The sequence below is a fragment of the Fulvivirga lutimaris genome, assembly GCF_009711525.1.
GTDB lineage: Bacteria > Bacteroidota > Bacteroidia > Cytophagales > Cyclobacteriaceae > Fulvivirga > Fulvivirga lutimaris.
Genome location: NZ_SMLV01000433.1, coordinates 52,421 through 68,113 on the forward strand (window position 1 = coordinate 52,421; position 15,693 = coordinate 68,113).

Below are 15,693 nucleotides of genomic sequence, written 5' to 3' on the forward strand. Positions count from 1 at the left end.
AACTCTTTATGAAGCTAGCATCTCTTGATCTGGAAGTCACTAATAAATTTTCTAAGCTATTCATTGACTACATAAAAGAGAACGATTCACTGAAGGACTATTATAATGTTTTTCCTCATGTAGAGAATTTTGAGGAGCTGATCAAAGAGAGAAAATTCGGTGCGGAAAATAGAAAAATTCTCTGTCAGACTTTGGATAAACAATACTCGAATATTTCAAAGTCAACTAGCCTTGAATTAAGCCTTAAGCGGCTAGCTGAATCAAAAACCTTCACAATTACAACGGGTCACCAGCTCAACATCTTTACAGGCCCTCTCTACTTCATTTATAAGATCATTACAGTTATCAACACCTGTAAGGTGTTAAAGGAAAAATATCCTGATTGTAATTTTGTTCCCGTGTATTGGATGGCTTCTGAAGATCATGATTATGATGAAATAAAATATTTCAGATTAGATGGCAAGAAGCATATCTGGGAAACAGATCAAAATGGTGCAGTAGGCAGATTTGATACCAAAGAACTTTCTAAACTGGCGAATGAAATACCAGGGATACCGGATTTCTTTAAATCTGCATATAAACAAGGCAAAAACTTGGCGGAGGCTGTAAGAATCTATGTCAATGAGCTTTTTGGAGAAGAGGGGTTGGTTGTTGTTGATGCTGATGATACAGATCTGAAGAGGTTATTCATCCCTGTTATTGAGGATGATATAATAAATCATTCTGCAAAAAAGGTGGTAGGTGACTGCACTGATAAGTTAGAATCGATAGGTTACAAAACTCAAGTTTTTCCACGTGAGATCAACTTTTTTTATCTTGATGATCAATTGAGAAGTAGAATTGAGTATCAGGACGGACTATATCAAGTTTTAGATACGGATATAAGTTTTGATCAAAGCACGCTTGAAAAATTAATAAAGGAGGCTCCAGAAAAGTTTAGTCCTAATGTTATTCTGAGGCCAGTATATCAGGAAGTGATACTACCTAATCTGGCGTACATAGGTGGTCCATCAGAAGTGGCTTATTGGTTTCAATTGAAGCCAATATTTGACCATTATCAAATTTCATTTCCTGCACTTATGCCAAGAAATTTTGCCATGGTAGTACCCAAACATATCTTTAATAAGATAGAAAAAACAGGGATCTCATGGGAGGAGATGCTTAAAGACAAGAATGAAATTTTTAAGCAGATAGCTTTAGACAATACCGATAATAAAGTGCTTTTAAATGGTCAGATGAATGAGTTGGTTGATCTTTTTGATAAGATCAAAGCTCAGGCTGAGTTGATAGACCCAACTTTAAAAGCACATGTTGAAGCTCAAAGTGTGAGAACCCAGAACAAGCTAGAGGTTATTGAAAAGAAGTTTATTCGAGCTGAGAAGAGAAAGCATTCTGATAAGATTAACCAAATTGATTCAATATTAGACTACTTGTTCCCTAATGGAGGTTTGCAGGAAAGAACTGATAATTTTCTAAATTTTTATTTAGCCAACCCAAAATTTGTCAAAAACCTAATTGATCAACTTGACCCTTTTGATTATAGGTTTCATATTTTTGACAATGGCCAGTAAACAAATCCTTCGAGAGGTCTATCTAGCTAAAAGACAGTTTTTAAGTGATGATGAGTACGAGCTTCGTAATCATCAAATTAAGGAGAAATTTATATCACTGCTTGAGAATTACAGCTTTAATGCAATTCATACTTTTCTGCCTATTATCTCCAAACGTGAAGTAGATACACTCCGGTTGATTAAATATGTCAGAACAACTAGACCCGAAGTCCAAATATTTGTTCCCAAAACATTGAGGAACGGACATTTGGAGAATTATATACTGAACGATAATTGTATTATAGAAGAGAATAAGTGGGGAATACCTGAGCCTGTAGAGGGTGATTTATCTGATGATAGCTTAATTGATTTAGTGTTGGTGCCACTTATCATATCTGACAAACTTGGTGATAGAATTGGATATGGAAAGGGTTTTTACGATCGCTTTTTAGAAAAAATACCAGAAGCTAAAAAAGTAGGACTTTCATTATTACCCAATCTTGATAAAATAGAATTTATAGAAACAACAGATATTAGATTAGATTTTTGTATAACCCCTAGTCAGGTTTATCATTTTTAACCAGCCCATTGAAGGATACAGTAAAGCTCTTTGAAGCATAACTAATTTTGCCATTCTCATCAATTTGCTCGACAAGTATAACATATTCCCCTGGTCTGTCTGAGGTTGTAAACTCTAAGGTTGTAGTCTCAGAAACTTTTTGATATGGTTGCCAAAGAAGTGTGCTCCTCATATCAGGGACATTAGATACCGGTATGCTATTCTTCTTTTCTATAGGTTCGGTCACTCCAGTAGTATTGAAAAAATCAAAATTATTGATATCAGGTAGTTCAGCATTTTCTTTCATTTTTACTAATACAATACCACCAACCCCAAAAGGTAAGTGCTTCATGAGTTTTTCGTAATCAGAAATTATCTTTATTTCTTCAACATCAACTGGATTAAGAGCAAGTAATTGATCTGCACTTGAAGGTCTTCCATTAATTAGGATAAGTGGTGTAGATTCAAAAGCATAGGTTTTTTCCAAACCATAAAACTTCAGCCAGTTCTCTTCAAATATTCTAACTATTACCTCTCCTTTCTTTTTTCTAACAGATAAACCTGCAATAATTTCTTTTATCGTTTCTTCCATGGTGCTGAATGCAACATATTCATTAAGGTTGAAGGTGGCATCGGGTGCGGGTAGCATTTGACTGATATCAAAGGTAGATGCATCATTGTTTTCATCTTCTTTTGAGCTGCTATAATGATTATAAACGCTCTCTATTTGCTGCCTGGCATTAAACTCAGCTTGTGCTGTTTTATGGTGATCTGTCCAGGGTAATTCCTGTGCAAGATTATATTTCGATAGTACTTCGAAGTCACGGGATATGATTCTAGGATTTTTAAATTGATGATCCCCAGCCATTAAATAGAACGGAATTTCTTGTTTACCATAATATTCAAAAAGTATGGCTTCCTCAAAGAAACCGAGGCGATCAATTTTTAGTTGATAAATGGTATTAATCTCAGGCACAAAGAAAAAGGCCGTGGTGGTATCTGGCAGTGGCTTATCATCTACTAAATTACCCCTCATTAAAAAGTATTTTTCTTTAGGGAAGTAACGGGTGGGAATAAATGTATCAGGAATCTCTTTATATTTCTCAGACTCTATAATCATTCTGCTTTCTAAGTCTCTGGTTTGGTTAATATTTAGCGGGTTCGAGTCAAAATAGCGATTTGAAAAAGTAAGTAAGCCGTCAGATAACTTGTTAAAATGGTCATAGGACTCTTGGCTCAGAACGTAAGCTGATAAAAGGGCATTTTCTTTATTATTTCCAATTTCTATTTTGACGGTCTGTCGTGTTGATAAATTATCAGCATTTAAATTGATATCTAGCGAGTCTGCTGAACCTACTGTATTAAATACCATTCGATTACCTTCAATTTCTCCACTTTCATTTAATAGTATAAAGTTTACTACTCCCTCTGGTAGCTCTTGATTATTTATTTCTACAAGGAAATAGTCTTTTTTGATCTTCCCTTTCACCTCAAAGACTTTATAATTTTGCTGGTACCCAATTATTTTTAAAGAATCATTTTTATGTGATTTATTGGAACTTCTTACAATGAGTTGAGTTTTTTGACTGCGCTGTATAGCGCTGAATGCATACCCTTCGGTTTCTACTTGTGGTAAGGAGAAGAAACTTTCAGGTTTTCCAGAACAGGCATGCTTTAACTGGTAGGTGTGCCCTGTCTTTGGTTTGAATATGATACTTCCGATTCCCTGGCTAGATAATTCAATAGAAAGGATCTCTTTATCCTCATCTTCCATCAGTATTGCACTAAGATTAGCGCATTTCTCTATATGCTGATAAGCCACTCTGGAAGCTATATTATCGACTAAATGTCCTCCTTCAGCGGCAAATGTAAATGACGGCTCAGATTTAGTTGGGTTTAATCCACCATCATAATCGGGGGTGTATACTGCTATTTTTTTTCTAAAGTAGCTTTCAGGGCCAAAATTTTTAAGATGATTAGTCCAGGCAATTAATTCATAAAACCCTGATTTTGTATTTGCCGGAATCTGAACAGATAATTCACCTTTACCACTTCTAGCAAAAACCTTGTTTTCTATAATATTGCCTTGGGCATTGTTTTTTAACACTATGTAAACAACTTCATCACCTTCAGACTTTACTTTAGTGAAAGCATCTACCAATAAAAAGGAAAACTCCATTTCCTGACCAGCAAAATAAAAAGGCTGATCTGTAGCTAAGTGAATTAAATTCTGGGCTATGGAAAATTTAAACCCAATAAGCAGCAGAATGACAGAAAATAAAGCTTTGGATTTTATTTTCATAGTTACCAGAATGAAGGTTTAACATTCGTAGAATACTTAAGTACCCGGCAATCGTTCTTGAAAACATCCATTGGAACAGGATCTGTTTTTAAATAAGATTTATTGACGAAGAAAGCAATATCCTTTACTGAAGCGGCACTAAAGAAGCCCATCACTTTTTCATTTTTATCCTCAATTGAAACAATGTTAGAAGGAACCTCAGTATTTGTAATCGAGAAAGGGGACCCACTATCTTCTTGTTGCTTTATAATATTCCAAAATTCATAGGCTTCTTTTGTTATTGATAATTGTTGGGCATAGAAATAGTATTTACCTGTTAAACGCCCTTGAGTATTTTCAAGAAAGTGGAGAAGCGTTTTTGAATCACCCAGTGTTTTAGAAGAGACTATTGATGAATTTGAAGGTTCAGTGACCCAGCAAATGCAGCACTTACATCTAACATCATTTACATCATCTGGTATTGTTTCTAATGTACAAGGTGGTGGATCGGGCACTTGTTGACCTTCTACATTCTTAGTTTTTAACTCTGGATTAGTTTCAACCTGATAGGTTCCTTCCCATCTCCATCTATAGAACTCATATGTTCCATCAAATCCATTAGGTATCAGAGAAATGTTTAGCCCGTCTTTTGTTTTTTCAAGGTTATCGGCCAAGTACTTCTTACTGGTGTAGTCTATAGCATAATCTTTTATTCCTACATTTTGAGGCATGATCTCCGCTAGTGACTCATACTTTTTCCCATTTTCTAGCTCTATTTTTAAAACATATGATGTACCAATTTGCCCTCTCATACCATCTACAGAAGATTGATATACGCCAGGCGATATTTCGGCAAACACCTCTTCATTTCCTTGATCATCAATAACAGAAACGCTAGCCTCCTGCACTAAGTCTCTTATATTGTAATCGTCCTTATTTGGGCTGAAAGGTTCAAAATAATCATTAGAGTAGGAGAGTGTTATGGTGTATGGGCCTGGCAGGTCAGTAATCATTCCATCAACTACCAGATGGTCGGCATTACTTGGGATACCAATTTTTATTTCGTCAACGCATCCATTGATGAAAAGAATAAGAGAACAGAAGGATAAAACTAAAACTAATTTTCTCATCATTTTATAATAAAATTATAGGTGACTGATGGAAATACAGAGCCTAATATTGATAGCTTATAAGCTTTTGGATATCTATATCTTCCATCTTGTCCATCTTCGAAAAATACAGAAAAGGCATTTTTCCTACCATAAACGTTATATACAGTAAGTGTCCAGCTGCCCTCCCACTTTTTATCCTTTTTATGATTTGTCCGAATCAAAAGTGACATATCTAACCTGTGGTAGGTCGGAATTCTATAATTATTTCTTTCTGGGTAGTTGGTCACTATAACATTATTGATCAAAAACCTTTCAGAAGGCGCGGAGATAGGTCTGCCGGTTGCGGCATTAAAATTCACGGAAAAAACAAATCTTTTCGAGATGTCATAATTGGTATTAATTTTCACATTGTGTGGCTGGTCATAGTTAGAAGGAAAAAATGAATTGTTATTTATCTGTAAAGCTTCATCTGGAGTTGTTGTTCTTCTTCTTGATGAGGAATAAGTATAACTCAACTGTCCAGACAAACGCCCCTCTTTTATCAAGGAAAATTCTGCACCCCTTATGTCCGCCTCACTATTTACCAATTCTGTTTCTATGTTTTGTTTAAGCGATAAATTGGCACCATTTCTATATTCTGGAACATTGTCAATGTTTTTATAAAACACTTCTACAGATGTTGAAATATTGGATTTATCAGCTTGATAGAAATAGCCCAGCGAATATTGATAACCTATTTGAGGTTTGATATATTCATTGCTCGACACCCACGAGTCTATTGGTGATATAGCGGTGGTATTGGATATCAAATGAAGGTATTGAAAATTCCGGCTTACACTGGCTTTGATGCTACTTCGCAAGTTCAGGTTGTACTTTGCTGCTATACGGGGTTCTAGGCCAAAGTAAGTTTTTGCAATTTTATTTTCCCCGAAAGACTTTGCCCCAGTAATAGAATAATCATTAACTGGCTCATTCGGGTCATATTGTGGCTGGTCATAAGGACCTAACAGTGCAAAGTTAGAAAGTCTTATTCCTGGAATAACTGCCAACTTTCCAAGTTGAATTTCATCGCTAATGAATGCTCCCGTAATTATAGAACGCTCATTATTTAATTTAATTTCTTCAATTGTTGATACAGCAGACTGTGGTTTTAACACACCTCTTTTTATTTCATATCCAGTTAAATCAAGACCTGCAGTTAATAGGTGATTTTTCTTTCTCCATAGAAAGTAGCTCTTGGCCTGAAAATTATTGACCCCGTATTTCCAGTCAAAGGACTCTAGTGGGTCTTCATCTTCAATTGTATATGAATAATTGCCTGCCGATAGGCTGCTAATGTGATATACACCTTCTTTTATTGTCCTTTCAAGATTGATTGCAACACTTGAATTTTGCCATGAATATAAAGTGTCACTTGAGAGTTTAAACTTGTCATTACTATGATATATTGAGGCACTGAGTTTGTGTTTCTTATTTACCAGGGCACTGATTTTTCCTGTAAAATCGTAAAAAATAGTTGAGCTTTGGCGAAGTTCATCATCTTTTGCTCTCTTCAGTAGCCAATCAGAATAGCTTGACCTTCCCGCGACCATAAAGCTTACCTTATTTTTAACTATCGGCCCTTCTAACATAAGCCTGCTGGTTATAAGTCCAATCCCACCAGAGCCTTTTAGTCGTTTTGAGTTACCATCCTTTTGCCTAACATCAAGTACCGATGAAATTTTACCACCATATTGAATTGGAATAGAGCCTTTATAAAAAGTGACATCTTTAACAGCATCAGGATGAAATGATGAAAAGAACCCAAAGAGGTGGTTTGGATTAAATATTATTCCATTATCCAGAAGTATAAGATTTTGATCCGCTGTACCACCACGCACATTAAAACCTGCACTGGCTTCACCTACTGAATTAACCCCGGGCAGCAATTGTACGCTTTTTATTATATCCGCTTCACCCATCATGGAAGGCGCTTTTTTAATCTCTTCTAAGGAAATTCTAGTTGTGCCAGAAGTAACATTCTGAAAACTCTCATTGATGGCATTGTCTTCTACAATAATCTCATCTAAAGTGTAAGGGTTTTCCTGAAGGGTGATGTCGAATTTTGAAGACTCATAGATTTTGACAAAGAATGTCTGAGTCTCATAATTTAGACCTTGTATTGTCATTAAATGTTCACCTACCGGAAGTCTTATGTTATACTTTCCATTAGCATCACTGGCTACGCCTTTATCAATTTCATTGGCATATATGGTGGCACCAATCAAAGGTTCTGAAGTTGCATCGCTAAAGATTGTACCATTTAATGTTACTTCTTCTCCCCATTTTGCATTATTGGTATCTCCAAAATTGTAAGATGGTATTTCATCTTCAGCCTGACTGATTATGTCAGCGCGTATTTCATCTATTTTAGGGTCTCTAAGTAGAACCAATCCATAATTATAAATGAGCCTTATTTGGAAGTTTCTGCCTATGAGTATGCTCTCAAGAGCAGTTTTAACATTTTGTCCAGCATAGGACTTGTTAACCATAAGCTCATCAGTCCACTCAGGCAGGTAGAAGATTTTTACTTCCTCTTGTTCTTCAATTTGTGTGATGAGTTGAGTGAGTGATATGCCTACTTTATGTTCCGGCACCTTGAAGTTTGTGCTCTGGCTATAAACCGAAGTAAGCGGTAAAATCAGGATGAGTGCTAGTATTGTATATCTCACGGAAACAAAACTTGTAAAACATTTTAGATATAAAATGCCGTATTATGGGGGATATATTAGGTATTTTTCACTGCTCTTACCATTTCTTTCTTACCAGGAGGACCGGGAAGCGTTTGAACGTCTAGATTTAACGACTTTAGATTTCTCTTTAGCTGTCCCTGAGCACAGTAGGTTACGAATGCACCTTCGGGTCTCATGCTGTCATATATTTTGGTCAGAATATCCATTTCCCACATTTCAGATTGTTTGTTGGGAGCAAAGGCATCAAAGAAGATTACATCATACTTTTCAAGAGGTAAGGTATGTTGCGTTATGGAATCATGCACCTTTTTAAATGAGAAAAAGTTAGACACCTTATGAAGCTCATTCCAGGGAATTTTATGAAGAGTATCAAACCATTCCTGTATATTATTACCTTTTATAAGTGAGGTGTAATTTAACATAGACACTTGTTTTTCACTTATCGGATATGCTTCTATTGTATCATAGGTAATATAAACTTCGTTCTGTAATGCCCATTCTGCTGCCAGCAATGCATTAAGTCCGGTCCCAAAGCCTAATTCAAATACATTAACATTCTCTTTTACTCCATTGTGATAATCCAAGCCATTTTTGACAAAGACGTGTCTGGACTCTTGAATAGCACCATGAAAGGAATGGTAGGTTTCATTCAGCTTGGCATTATATAAGGAATGGGAGCCATCCTCTGTGAAGATAATTTTAATATTATCTTCAGGCATTATTTCTGGTCTTTTTGTATCAGAACCACTGCATAAGCAGCCACGCCTTCTTCTGTACCTACAAAGCCCAGCTTTTCTGTGGTGGTGGCTTTTATTGAAATATCTTCTTCATCAATTTTCATTACTTCAGCCAGGCAGCTTTTCATTGCAGGAATATGTGGATTAACTTTTGGTTGCTGAAGGCAAATGGTACTGTCAATATTTCCAATCGACCAACCTTTGTCTGTTAGTAGTTTGATAACATCTCTAAGTAATATTTTGCTGTCAATACCTTTAAATTGCGGGTCAGTGTCAGCAAAATGAAATCCTATATCGCGCATATTGGCGGCTCCAAGAAGTGCATCACAAATAACATGAATGAGCACATCTGCATCTGAATGTCCAACTGCACCTTTAGTATGGGGCACCTTTATCCCTCCGAGCCAAAAATCCTGACCTTCTTCTAACTTATGTACGTCATATCCAAAACCCGTTCTAATTTTCATGCTGCATTTTTGATTTATAGTGAATTACCGAGCAGTTCTTTTCGTCAAGTATTTCTTTGCTCAATTTGTGAATGCCTTCAACGGTGACACTCTGAATTTTTTCTGATTCTTTGTTGATGTTGGAAGTATCACCAGAAAGCGCTGAGAATGCCAGGTTCATGGCTCTATTCAAAACTTCAATTTCAGAAAATACATGCGTTGATTCGGCCTGATTTTTTACCTTGTTCAGCTCTGCCTCTTCAGTTCCTTTATTTATAAATTCTTTTATTACCTTCCATACTGCCTTTTCTCCATCTTCAAGTGAACATCCATCTGACATTTTCCCACTAATAATGAGCAAACCAGGATCAAGTGAACCAGTAACATATGCATTAATGGAGCTAAATAATTTTTGCTCTCTGACCAACTCAACATATAATCTGGAGGATTTTTCTCTGCCAAGAATATCGCTCATCAGATCGCAGGTATTATAATCGTCTTCAAACTTTGCAGGCATGTGGAAGGCCATATAAAGCATGTCTGACGGCACATCTGCCTCTATAACTTCAAACTTCTTTTTTTTCTGCTTAGGCTCTACAGGGATTTTTCTCTCAAATGATTCTCCAGCTGGTATTGGCCCAAACCATTTTTCTGCCAATGACTTTACCTCATCAACTTTCACATTACCAGATAATACTAAAATGGCATTATTTGGATTGTAGTATTTCTTATAAAATGCCTTTACATCTTCCATTGTGGCATCTTCAATATGACCTATTTCCTTACCAATAGTTGCCCATTGATAGGAATGTTTGTCATAGGCAAGAGGCCTTAACTTAAGCCAAAGATCACCATAGGGTTGATTCAAATAGCGTTGCTTAAATTCTTCAATAACCACACTTCTTTGTACTTCCAGTACATTGGTGCTAAAAGGAAGGCCTAACATTCTGTCTGATTCCAACCAAAAAGCAGCCTCAATATTCTGGTATGGTAGCGTCATATAATAGTTGGTGATATCAGGGCTGGTGAAGGCATTGTTTTCACCACCTACTGCCTGCAATGCCTCGTCAAAATTCTCGACATTAATAGAGCCACCAAACATCAGATGTTCAAAGAGGTGTGCAAAACCTGTCCTGTTTGGATCCTCATCACGGGATCCAACTTTATAAAGAATATTTAAAACTGCTATTTGTACCGTTGGGTCTTCATGCACAACAACATGCAGACCATTATCGAGAGTAAATTCCTGAAATTCTATCATTTATGTTTCAAAAATAAATATATCCCATCACTTTGCTGATACCCTCAATGCAGTAATTTTGCCTCCAAATTTTTTATCATGCAGTTCGACCGAAAGAAACATTCCAAAGAAGTACTTATTCAGTTATATGAAGGCTTATTAAGGCCCAGAATGATTGAAGAGAAAATGCTGATTCTATTAAGACAAGGTAGGATCAGTAAATGGTTTTCAGGAATCGGTCAGGAGGCAATATCAGTAGGAGCTACTCATGCGTTAGAGGCTGACGAGTATATATTGCCTATGCATAGAAACCTGGGTGTTTTTACATCAAGGAACGTGCCTTACAACAGGCTATTTGCCCAATTTCAGGGTAAGTTGTCGGGCTTTTCTAATGGCAGAGATAGGTCTTTTCACTTTGGAACTAACGAATATCATTTGGTGGGAATGATCTCTCACCTTGGGCCTCAATTGGCTGTTGCTGATGGCATAGCGCTGGCTAATCAAATTGCTGGAGATAAAAAAGCCACACTGGTTTTTACGGGTGATGGAGGAGCAAGTGAAGGAGATTTCCATGAGGCACTTAATGTTGCTGCTGTGTGGGATTTGCCAGTAATTTTTGTAGTTGAAAACAATGGCTATGGCTTGTCAACACCTAGTAATCAGCAATTTAAATTTGAGAATTTCATTGATAAAGGACCTGGTTATGGAATTGATGCTGTAAAAATTGATGGTAATAATGTTCTGGAAGTTTATAATACCATTTCACAGTTGGCTTCAAATATTAGAAAGAAGCCAAGGCCGGTTTTAGTTGAAGCCATGACATTCAGAATGCGTGGACATGAAGAGGCATCAGGAACTAAATACGTGCCTAAAGAACTAATGGAAAAATGGGCAATGAAAGACCCGTTAGAAAATTATGAGTCCTATTTGCTTAAAGAAAAAGTGTTAACTCAAGCTGCCATCAAAAAGCTGAGAACTAAGATTCAAGCTGATATTGATTCAGGATTAGAGGCCGCTTATGCTGAGAATTTGCCATCACCATCTACTGAAAAGGAGATGGCAGATATGTACGCTCCTTTTAATCAAAGTACAGTTGATCCCTCTACCAAAGTTTCTCCAAAAAGATACGTTGATGCCATATCTGATGGACTAAAACAAAGCTTGGAGAAATTTCCTGAATTGGTGGTAATGGGACAGGATGTTGCTGACTATGGAGGAGTTTTTAAAATCACGGAAGGCTTTTTAGAGACCTTCGGAAAGGACAGAATAAGAAATACTCCCCTTTGCGAATCTGCCATAATTGGGATTGGACTTGGTATGTCCATTAAGAAAAGGAAGTCAGTAATTGAGATGCAGTTTGCTGATTTTGTAACCTGCGGCTTTAATCAGATTGTTAATAACCTTGCAAAATCGCATTATCGATGGGGGCAAAATGCCGATGTGGTAGTTAGAATGCCAACAGGAGCAGGGGTTGCTGCGGGGCCTTTTCACAGTCAATCAAATGAATCCTGGTTTTTTCACACTCCCGGGTTGAAAATAGTTTATCCTTCGAATCCAGTGGACGCAAAAGGCTTACTTTGTGCAGCAATTGAAGACCCTAATCCGGTAATTTATTTTGAACATAAATTTTTGTACAGGTCATTGACTGAAGATGTTTCGGATGATTACTACACAATAGAAATTGGTAAGGCTAAACTGGTTTCAGAAGGTGATAAGTTATCGATTATCACATATGGCATGGGGGTTCATTGGGCCAAAGAAATAGTAGAAGAAATGGGTGTATCTGCCGATATTCTTGACCTTAGGTCATTGCTTCCATGGGATAAAGAAGCAGTTGCTACTACAGTTAAGAAAACATGCCGTGTTTTAGTGTTGCATGAAGATTGTATGACTGGTGGTATTGGAGGTGAAATAGCGGCATGGATTGGGGAGCATTATTTTAAACATCTTGATGCTCCCGTTTTGCGTGAAGCAAGTTTAGATACAGCGGTTCCTTTTGCCCCTCCTTTGGAGCAGAATTTTTTACCAAAAGGTCGTCTGAAGCAAAAAATTAAAGATTTAGTTGAATTTTAATTATCTTGAGGCGTTAATAGGTTCTTTACCTAATTTTTTTGCGCGTAAATGTTTTGAGGTTTTTCCATCGAAAAAATAGAGCTTCCATTTCTTTCTTGTTGAAAGTGACGTTTGCATCAGTACTTATGCTGATGTTTTTGTCTCTTGGGCAGGGCGGATCAACCTATGCACAGGAAAAAACCAAATATGAAAAGCAAAATGAGCGCAAGAATAAATCTAACCGAAGGCTCAAGAGAAGAGGAGATAAAGGCAGGTCCAATAAAAGAAAGCTAAGGGCTACCAAGTTTAAATCCAGAACAAGGCAAGGAGAAAAATCTTATAAAGGCGATATAACAGGTCGCAGAGTTAAACGCATTAAATCCTCAAGGTTAAAGTCAAATGCAAGCTATGCTAAGCCAAATCCTTATGCAGGAAGGAAAAGGAAGACGGAATCTAGTGTGGCCAAAAAGGCTTTATCAAGACCAAGATATACATCCAGACCATCTGAAAAAGCAAAAAGAGTAAGTATTAACCCCAGATTTTCAAATAGACCACGTGAGCGGGCATGGAAAGGTAATTCATCAGGTCGTGCTATCAACACAAGGTCTAAGCGAATAACTTTTACAGGGAAAAAATCATATCAGGGAGGGAGATTTCAATCAGCCAGCAGACCTTCGGAAAGAAGGATAAAGTCTACCAGAGTATCTCCAAGATCAGCTTCTGGCAATTATAATGTTAGAAAGCGAAAGACACCTTACAATGCTTTTAGAAGGCAAAAGGGCTGGGAGAAGGCATTTAAAGGTGATATTACAGGAAGGACCTTTAGAACAAAGAGAACAGAAGGAAGGCCTGGTGTCAAGAAACAGCCACAGCCAAAATATTCAAGCAAAGGCAGGAAAGGAGATAGACCTTATTCTGGAGGTTTTGGTGGTGGGTTTAAATCAGCCACAAGAAAACCTGAGCGCGCCTGGAAGAAAGATATTTCTGGCAATAAGCTAAGGATCAGAACATCTAAGCGGCCAAAGTTTAAAGGTGCACAATTTTCGATATACCCTCAGGGTAACAAAAGAAGAAATGATAAAGCTTACAAAGGAAAGATAAAGGGTGGAGGATACAAGTCTATCTCCAGTAGAAAGGAAATTGCAGGTAAAAAAACATCTGGAAGTGAACCACCAGGTGCAGGCACTGCTAAAGGGTTTAAGTTTCAAGGAAATATAAAAACGAAGAAACCTAAAAAAGGAGGTGGTAGCATAAGTGCAAAACTTAGAAATAATAATGGTAGGGCAATTCAAGGAAGGGGTACGACAGGTCAGGATATTAAATCAGCGAAGTTTCAAGGAGGCATTAAGTATAATAAGCCCAAAAAAGGAGGTGGTTCTGTTGCTCGAAATAATTGGAACAATCGAGGCTCATCAATAACCAAAGTTTCTAATAATAAGCAGGATAAAAGTATAAAGGCGTTTCAAGGGAATGTAAAAACTGGCAAACCGTTGAAAGGAGGTGGTTCTGTGGCTAGAAACAACTGGAATAATAAGGGAAAATCAACAACTCAGCCGAACAATAGTGAGCAGAGCAGATTGACAAGGTCATTTCAAGGCAATATAAAGAGCGGTAAGCCTTTAAAAGGAGGAGGTTCAGTTGCTCGAAATAATTGGAACAATAAGGGCAAGTCAATATCAAAACCCTCACAGACTCTCGAGGGAAGGAGGGCATTGAGTTTTCAAGGAAATATCAAATCAAAAAAATATGATAAAAACCCTGCCGCCTCTAATAATTCATTAAAGGTTAAAATTTTCAAGAATAAAAAAGAGGTTGCTAATTATCAAGGGAACACAAAAAGAACAAAATATACGGGTGGGGCGTATGATGCTCTTTCTGGAACCTATAAAGGAGATATCAAAAGAAAATCTAAGTATCAGAAGAACCCAAATGCAGCAAAGGAATCTTTAAAGGTGAAGCAAGCGCTTAAGAATGATAAGCAGACAGGGAAATATCAGGGTTTTGTTAAAGGAAGTAGTAATTATAAAAAGAATCCCGCCTCAGCAAACGAGGCATTAAAGGTAAAAGCACCAAAGAAGAATTATTTTAAGTCTGGAAACTTTGATGGTAGAACCAAAGTTATGTGGTCTGTAAAGCAAAATCCAAATTCATCCAAAGAGTCATTAAAAAATATTGTTCCTTCAAAGGAAACTAATAAGGGATCACAATTTCAAGGTAGAACCAAAGTAACATGGTCTGTTAAACGTAATCCAAATTCCAGCAAGGAGTCTTTAAAGAATATAGCACCTTCAAAGGCCACGGCTAAAGGTTCAAGGTTTGAAGGAAGATATAAGATAGTAGGAAGTTATGCTCGAAAACCTCACGCTGTAAAAGATGCACTTAAAGGAGTTGGCCCTTCAAGGGCTGCCATAAAGGCTGCCGATTATCAAGGCAATATAAAGATGAGCAAGAAAAGCATGGCTGACAGGCACCCTAGTTATAGATATTCGAGAAATAATAATAGCTCAACTGCAGAGAAGCAGAAACTTTTTAGCTTCAAACTGTTGTTTGCTAAGTGGTTCAAGAAGAATGAGGGTCAGCCCGATAATGTAAAGCAAAAGGAAAGGCGACCTAGGTTCGATAAGAAAGAAAGAGATATTTGGTACGAATAGGATGAGTTGGAATGAGTTAACCAGTTTAGAGCAGTTAGAAACTGCTGTAAATGAATCAAAGGAACAGCCGGTGGTTATTTTCAAGCATAGCACAAGATGCAATATCAGCAGTATGGCATTTGACAGGCTTCAAAGGTCATGGGATAATGGTGAAAATGTTAAGCCTTATTACCTCGATCTTATTAAATATCGAGATATCTCAAATCAAATAGTAGATAGGTTCGGAGTAATGCATCAGTCTCCCCAAGTAATTGTACTCAAGAATGGGCACTCGGTGTATGATACCTCACACATGGGGATTTCTTATCGGGCAGTCATTGATGCAGCAAAAAA

11 protein-coding genes are annotated in these 15,693 nt (G+C 37.1%); 5 read left to right on the forward strand and 6 right to left on the reverse strand.

Going from position 1 to position 15,693, the window contains the following annotated elements; all coding sequences use genetic code 11:
- Positions 1-8: 8 nt before the first annotated feature.
- Both bshC and E1140_RS19905 read left to right on the forward strand, forming a co-directional pair.
- Entirely contained in the window at positions 9-1,571 is a 1,563-nt protein-coding gene (bshC, locus tag E1140_RS19900) for a bacillithiol biosynthesis cysteine-adding enzyme BshC (RefSeq protein WP_155188308.1), read from the forward strand.
- A complete protein-coding gene (locus E1140_RS19905) occupies positions 1,561-2,130 on the forward strand; it encodes a 5-formyltetrahydrofolate cyclo-ligase (RefSeq protein WP_155188310.1) in 570 nt (189 codons plus the stop codon). The genes bshC and E1140_RS19905 overlap by 11 nt, the downstream gene beginning before the upstream one ends.
- On the opposite strand, the gene E1140_RS19910 is transcribed toward E1140_RS19905, so the two are convergent.
- Genes E1140_RS19910 through E1140_RS19935 form a run of 6 tightly spaced genes read right to left on the reverse strand, consistent with a single transcriptional unit; the run spans position 2,108 to position 10,678 of the window.
- The gene (locus E1140_RS19910) at positions 2,108-4,411 is read right to left on the reverse strand and encodes a hypothetical protein (protein ID WP_155188312.1); all 2,304 of its coding nucleotides are present in this window, start codon (positions 4,409-4,411) and stop codon (positions 2,108-2,110) included. The genes E1140_RS19905 and E1140_RS19910 overlap by 23 nt on opposite strands.
- A gap of 2 nt (positions 4,412-4,413) precedes the next feature.
- A complete protein-coding gene (locus E1140_RS19915) occupies positions 4,414-5,520 on the reverse strand; it encodes a DUF4249 domain-containing protein (protein ID WP_221412732.1) in 1,107 nt (368 codons plus the stop codon).
- The gene (locus tag E1140_RS19920; protein WP_155188316.1) at positions 5,520-8,213 is read right to left on the reverse strand and encodes a carboxypeptidase-like regulatory domain-containing protein; all 2,694 of its coding nucleotides are present in this window, start codon (positions 8,211-8,213) and stop codon (positions 5,520-5,522) included. The genes E1140_RS19915 and E1140_RS19920 overlap by 1 nt, the downstream gene beginning before the upstream one ends.
- Before the next feature lie 56 nt (positions 8,214-8,269).
- Positions 8,270-8,953: a tRNA (5-methylaminomethyl-2-thiouridine)(34)-methyltransferase MnmC2 gene (gene mnmC2, locus E1140_RS19925; protein ID WP_155188318.1), complete on the reverse strand. Its 684-nt coding sequence runs from the start codon at positions 8,951-8,953 to the stop codon at positions 8,270-8,272.
- A complete protein-coding gene (gene ispF, locus E1140_RS19930) occupies positions 8,953-9,438 on the reverse strand; it encodes a 2-C-methyl-D-erythritol 2,4-cyclodiphosphate synthase (RefSeq protein WP_155188320.1) in 486 nt (161 codons plus the stop codon). The genes mnmC2 and ispF overlap by 1 nt, the downstream gene beginning before the upstream one ends.
- Positions 9,428-10,678, reverse strand: coding sequence for a M16 family metallopeptidase (locus E1140_RS19935; RefSeq protein ID WP_155188322.1), 1,251 nt, complete (start codon positions 10,676-10,678; stop codon positions 9,428-9,430). Before E1140_RS19935 ends, ispF begins: the two co-directional genes overlap by 11 nt.
- Positions 10,679-10,756: 78 nt before the next feature.
- Here E1140_RS19935 and E1140_RS19940 point away from each other — a divergent pair, with 78 nt between their 5' ends.
- From E1140_RS19940 to ytxJ, 3 genes are all read left to right on the forward strand, one after another.
- Positions 10,757-12,730 (forward strand): alpha-ketoacid dehydrogenase subunit alpha/beta, encoded by a 1,974-nt coding sequence (locus tag E1140_RS19940; RefSeq protein ID WP_155188324.1) that lies wholly within the window; start codon positions 10,757-10,759, stop codon positions 12,728-12,730.
- A gap of 131 nt (positions 12,731-12,861) precedes the next feature.
- Positions 12,862-15,360: a hypothetical protein gene (locus E1140_RS19945; RefSeq protein ID WP_155188326.1), complete on the forward strand. Its 2,499-nt coding sequence runs from the start codon at positions 12,862-12,864 to the stop codon at positions 15,358-15,360.
- 1 nt (position 15,361) lies between these two features.
- The coding region (ytxJ, locus tag E1140_RS19950; RefSeq protein WP_155188328.1) for a bacillithiol system redox-active protein YtxJ at positions 15,362-15,693 on the forward strand (332 nt) is incomplete at its 3' end.

Excerpts from the sequence above, each read along its gene's own strand:
- bshC (WP_155188308.1), top strand. The coding sequence starts at position 9 with ATGAAGCTAGCATCTCTTGATCTGGAAGTCACTAATAAATTTTCTAAG.
- E1140_RS19905 (WP_155188310.1), top strand. The coding sequence starts at position 1,561 with ATGGCCAGTAAACAAATCCTTCGAGAGGTCTATCTAGCTAAAAGACAG.
- E1140_RS19910 (WP_155188312.1), bottom strand. The coding sequence starts at position 4,411 with ATGAAAATAAAATCCAAAGCTTTATTTTCTGTCATTCTGCTGCTTATT.
- E1140_RS19915 (WP_221412732.1), bottom strand. The coding sequence starts at position 5,520 with ATGAGAAAATTAGTTTTAGTTTTATCCTTCTGTTCTCTTATTCTTTTC.
- mnmC2 (WP_155188318.1), bottom strand. The coding sequence starts at position 8,953 with ATGCCTGAAGATAATATTAAAATTATCTTCACAGAGGATGGCTCCCAT.
- ispF (WP_155188320.1), bottom strand. The coding sequence starts at position 9,438 with ATGAAAATTAGAACGGGTTTTGGATATGACGTACATAAGTTAGAAGAA.
- E1140_RS19935 (WP_155188322.1), bottom strand. The coding sequence starts at position 10,678 with ATGATAGAATTTCAGGAATTTACTCTCGATAATGGTCTGCATGTTGTT.
- E1140_RS19940 (WP_155188324.1), top strand. The coding sequence starts at position 10,757 with ATGCAGTTCGACCGAAAGAAACATTCCAAAGAAGTACTTATTCAGTTA.
- E1140_RS19945 (WP_155188326.1), top strand. The coding sequence starts at position 12,862 with ATGTTTTTGTCTCTTGGGCAGGGCGGATCAACCTATGCACAGGAAAAA.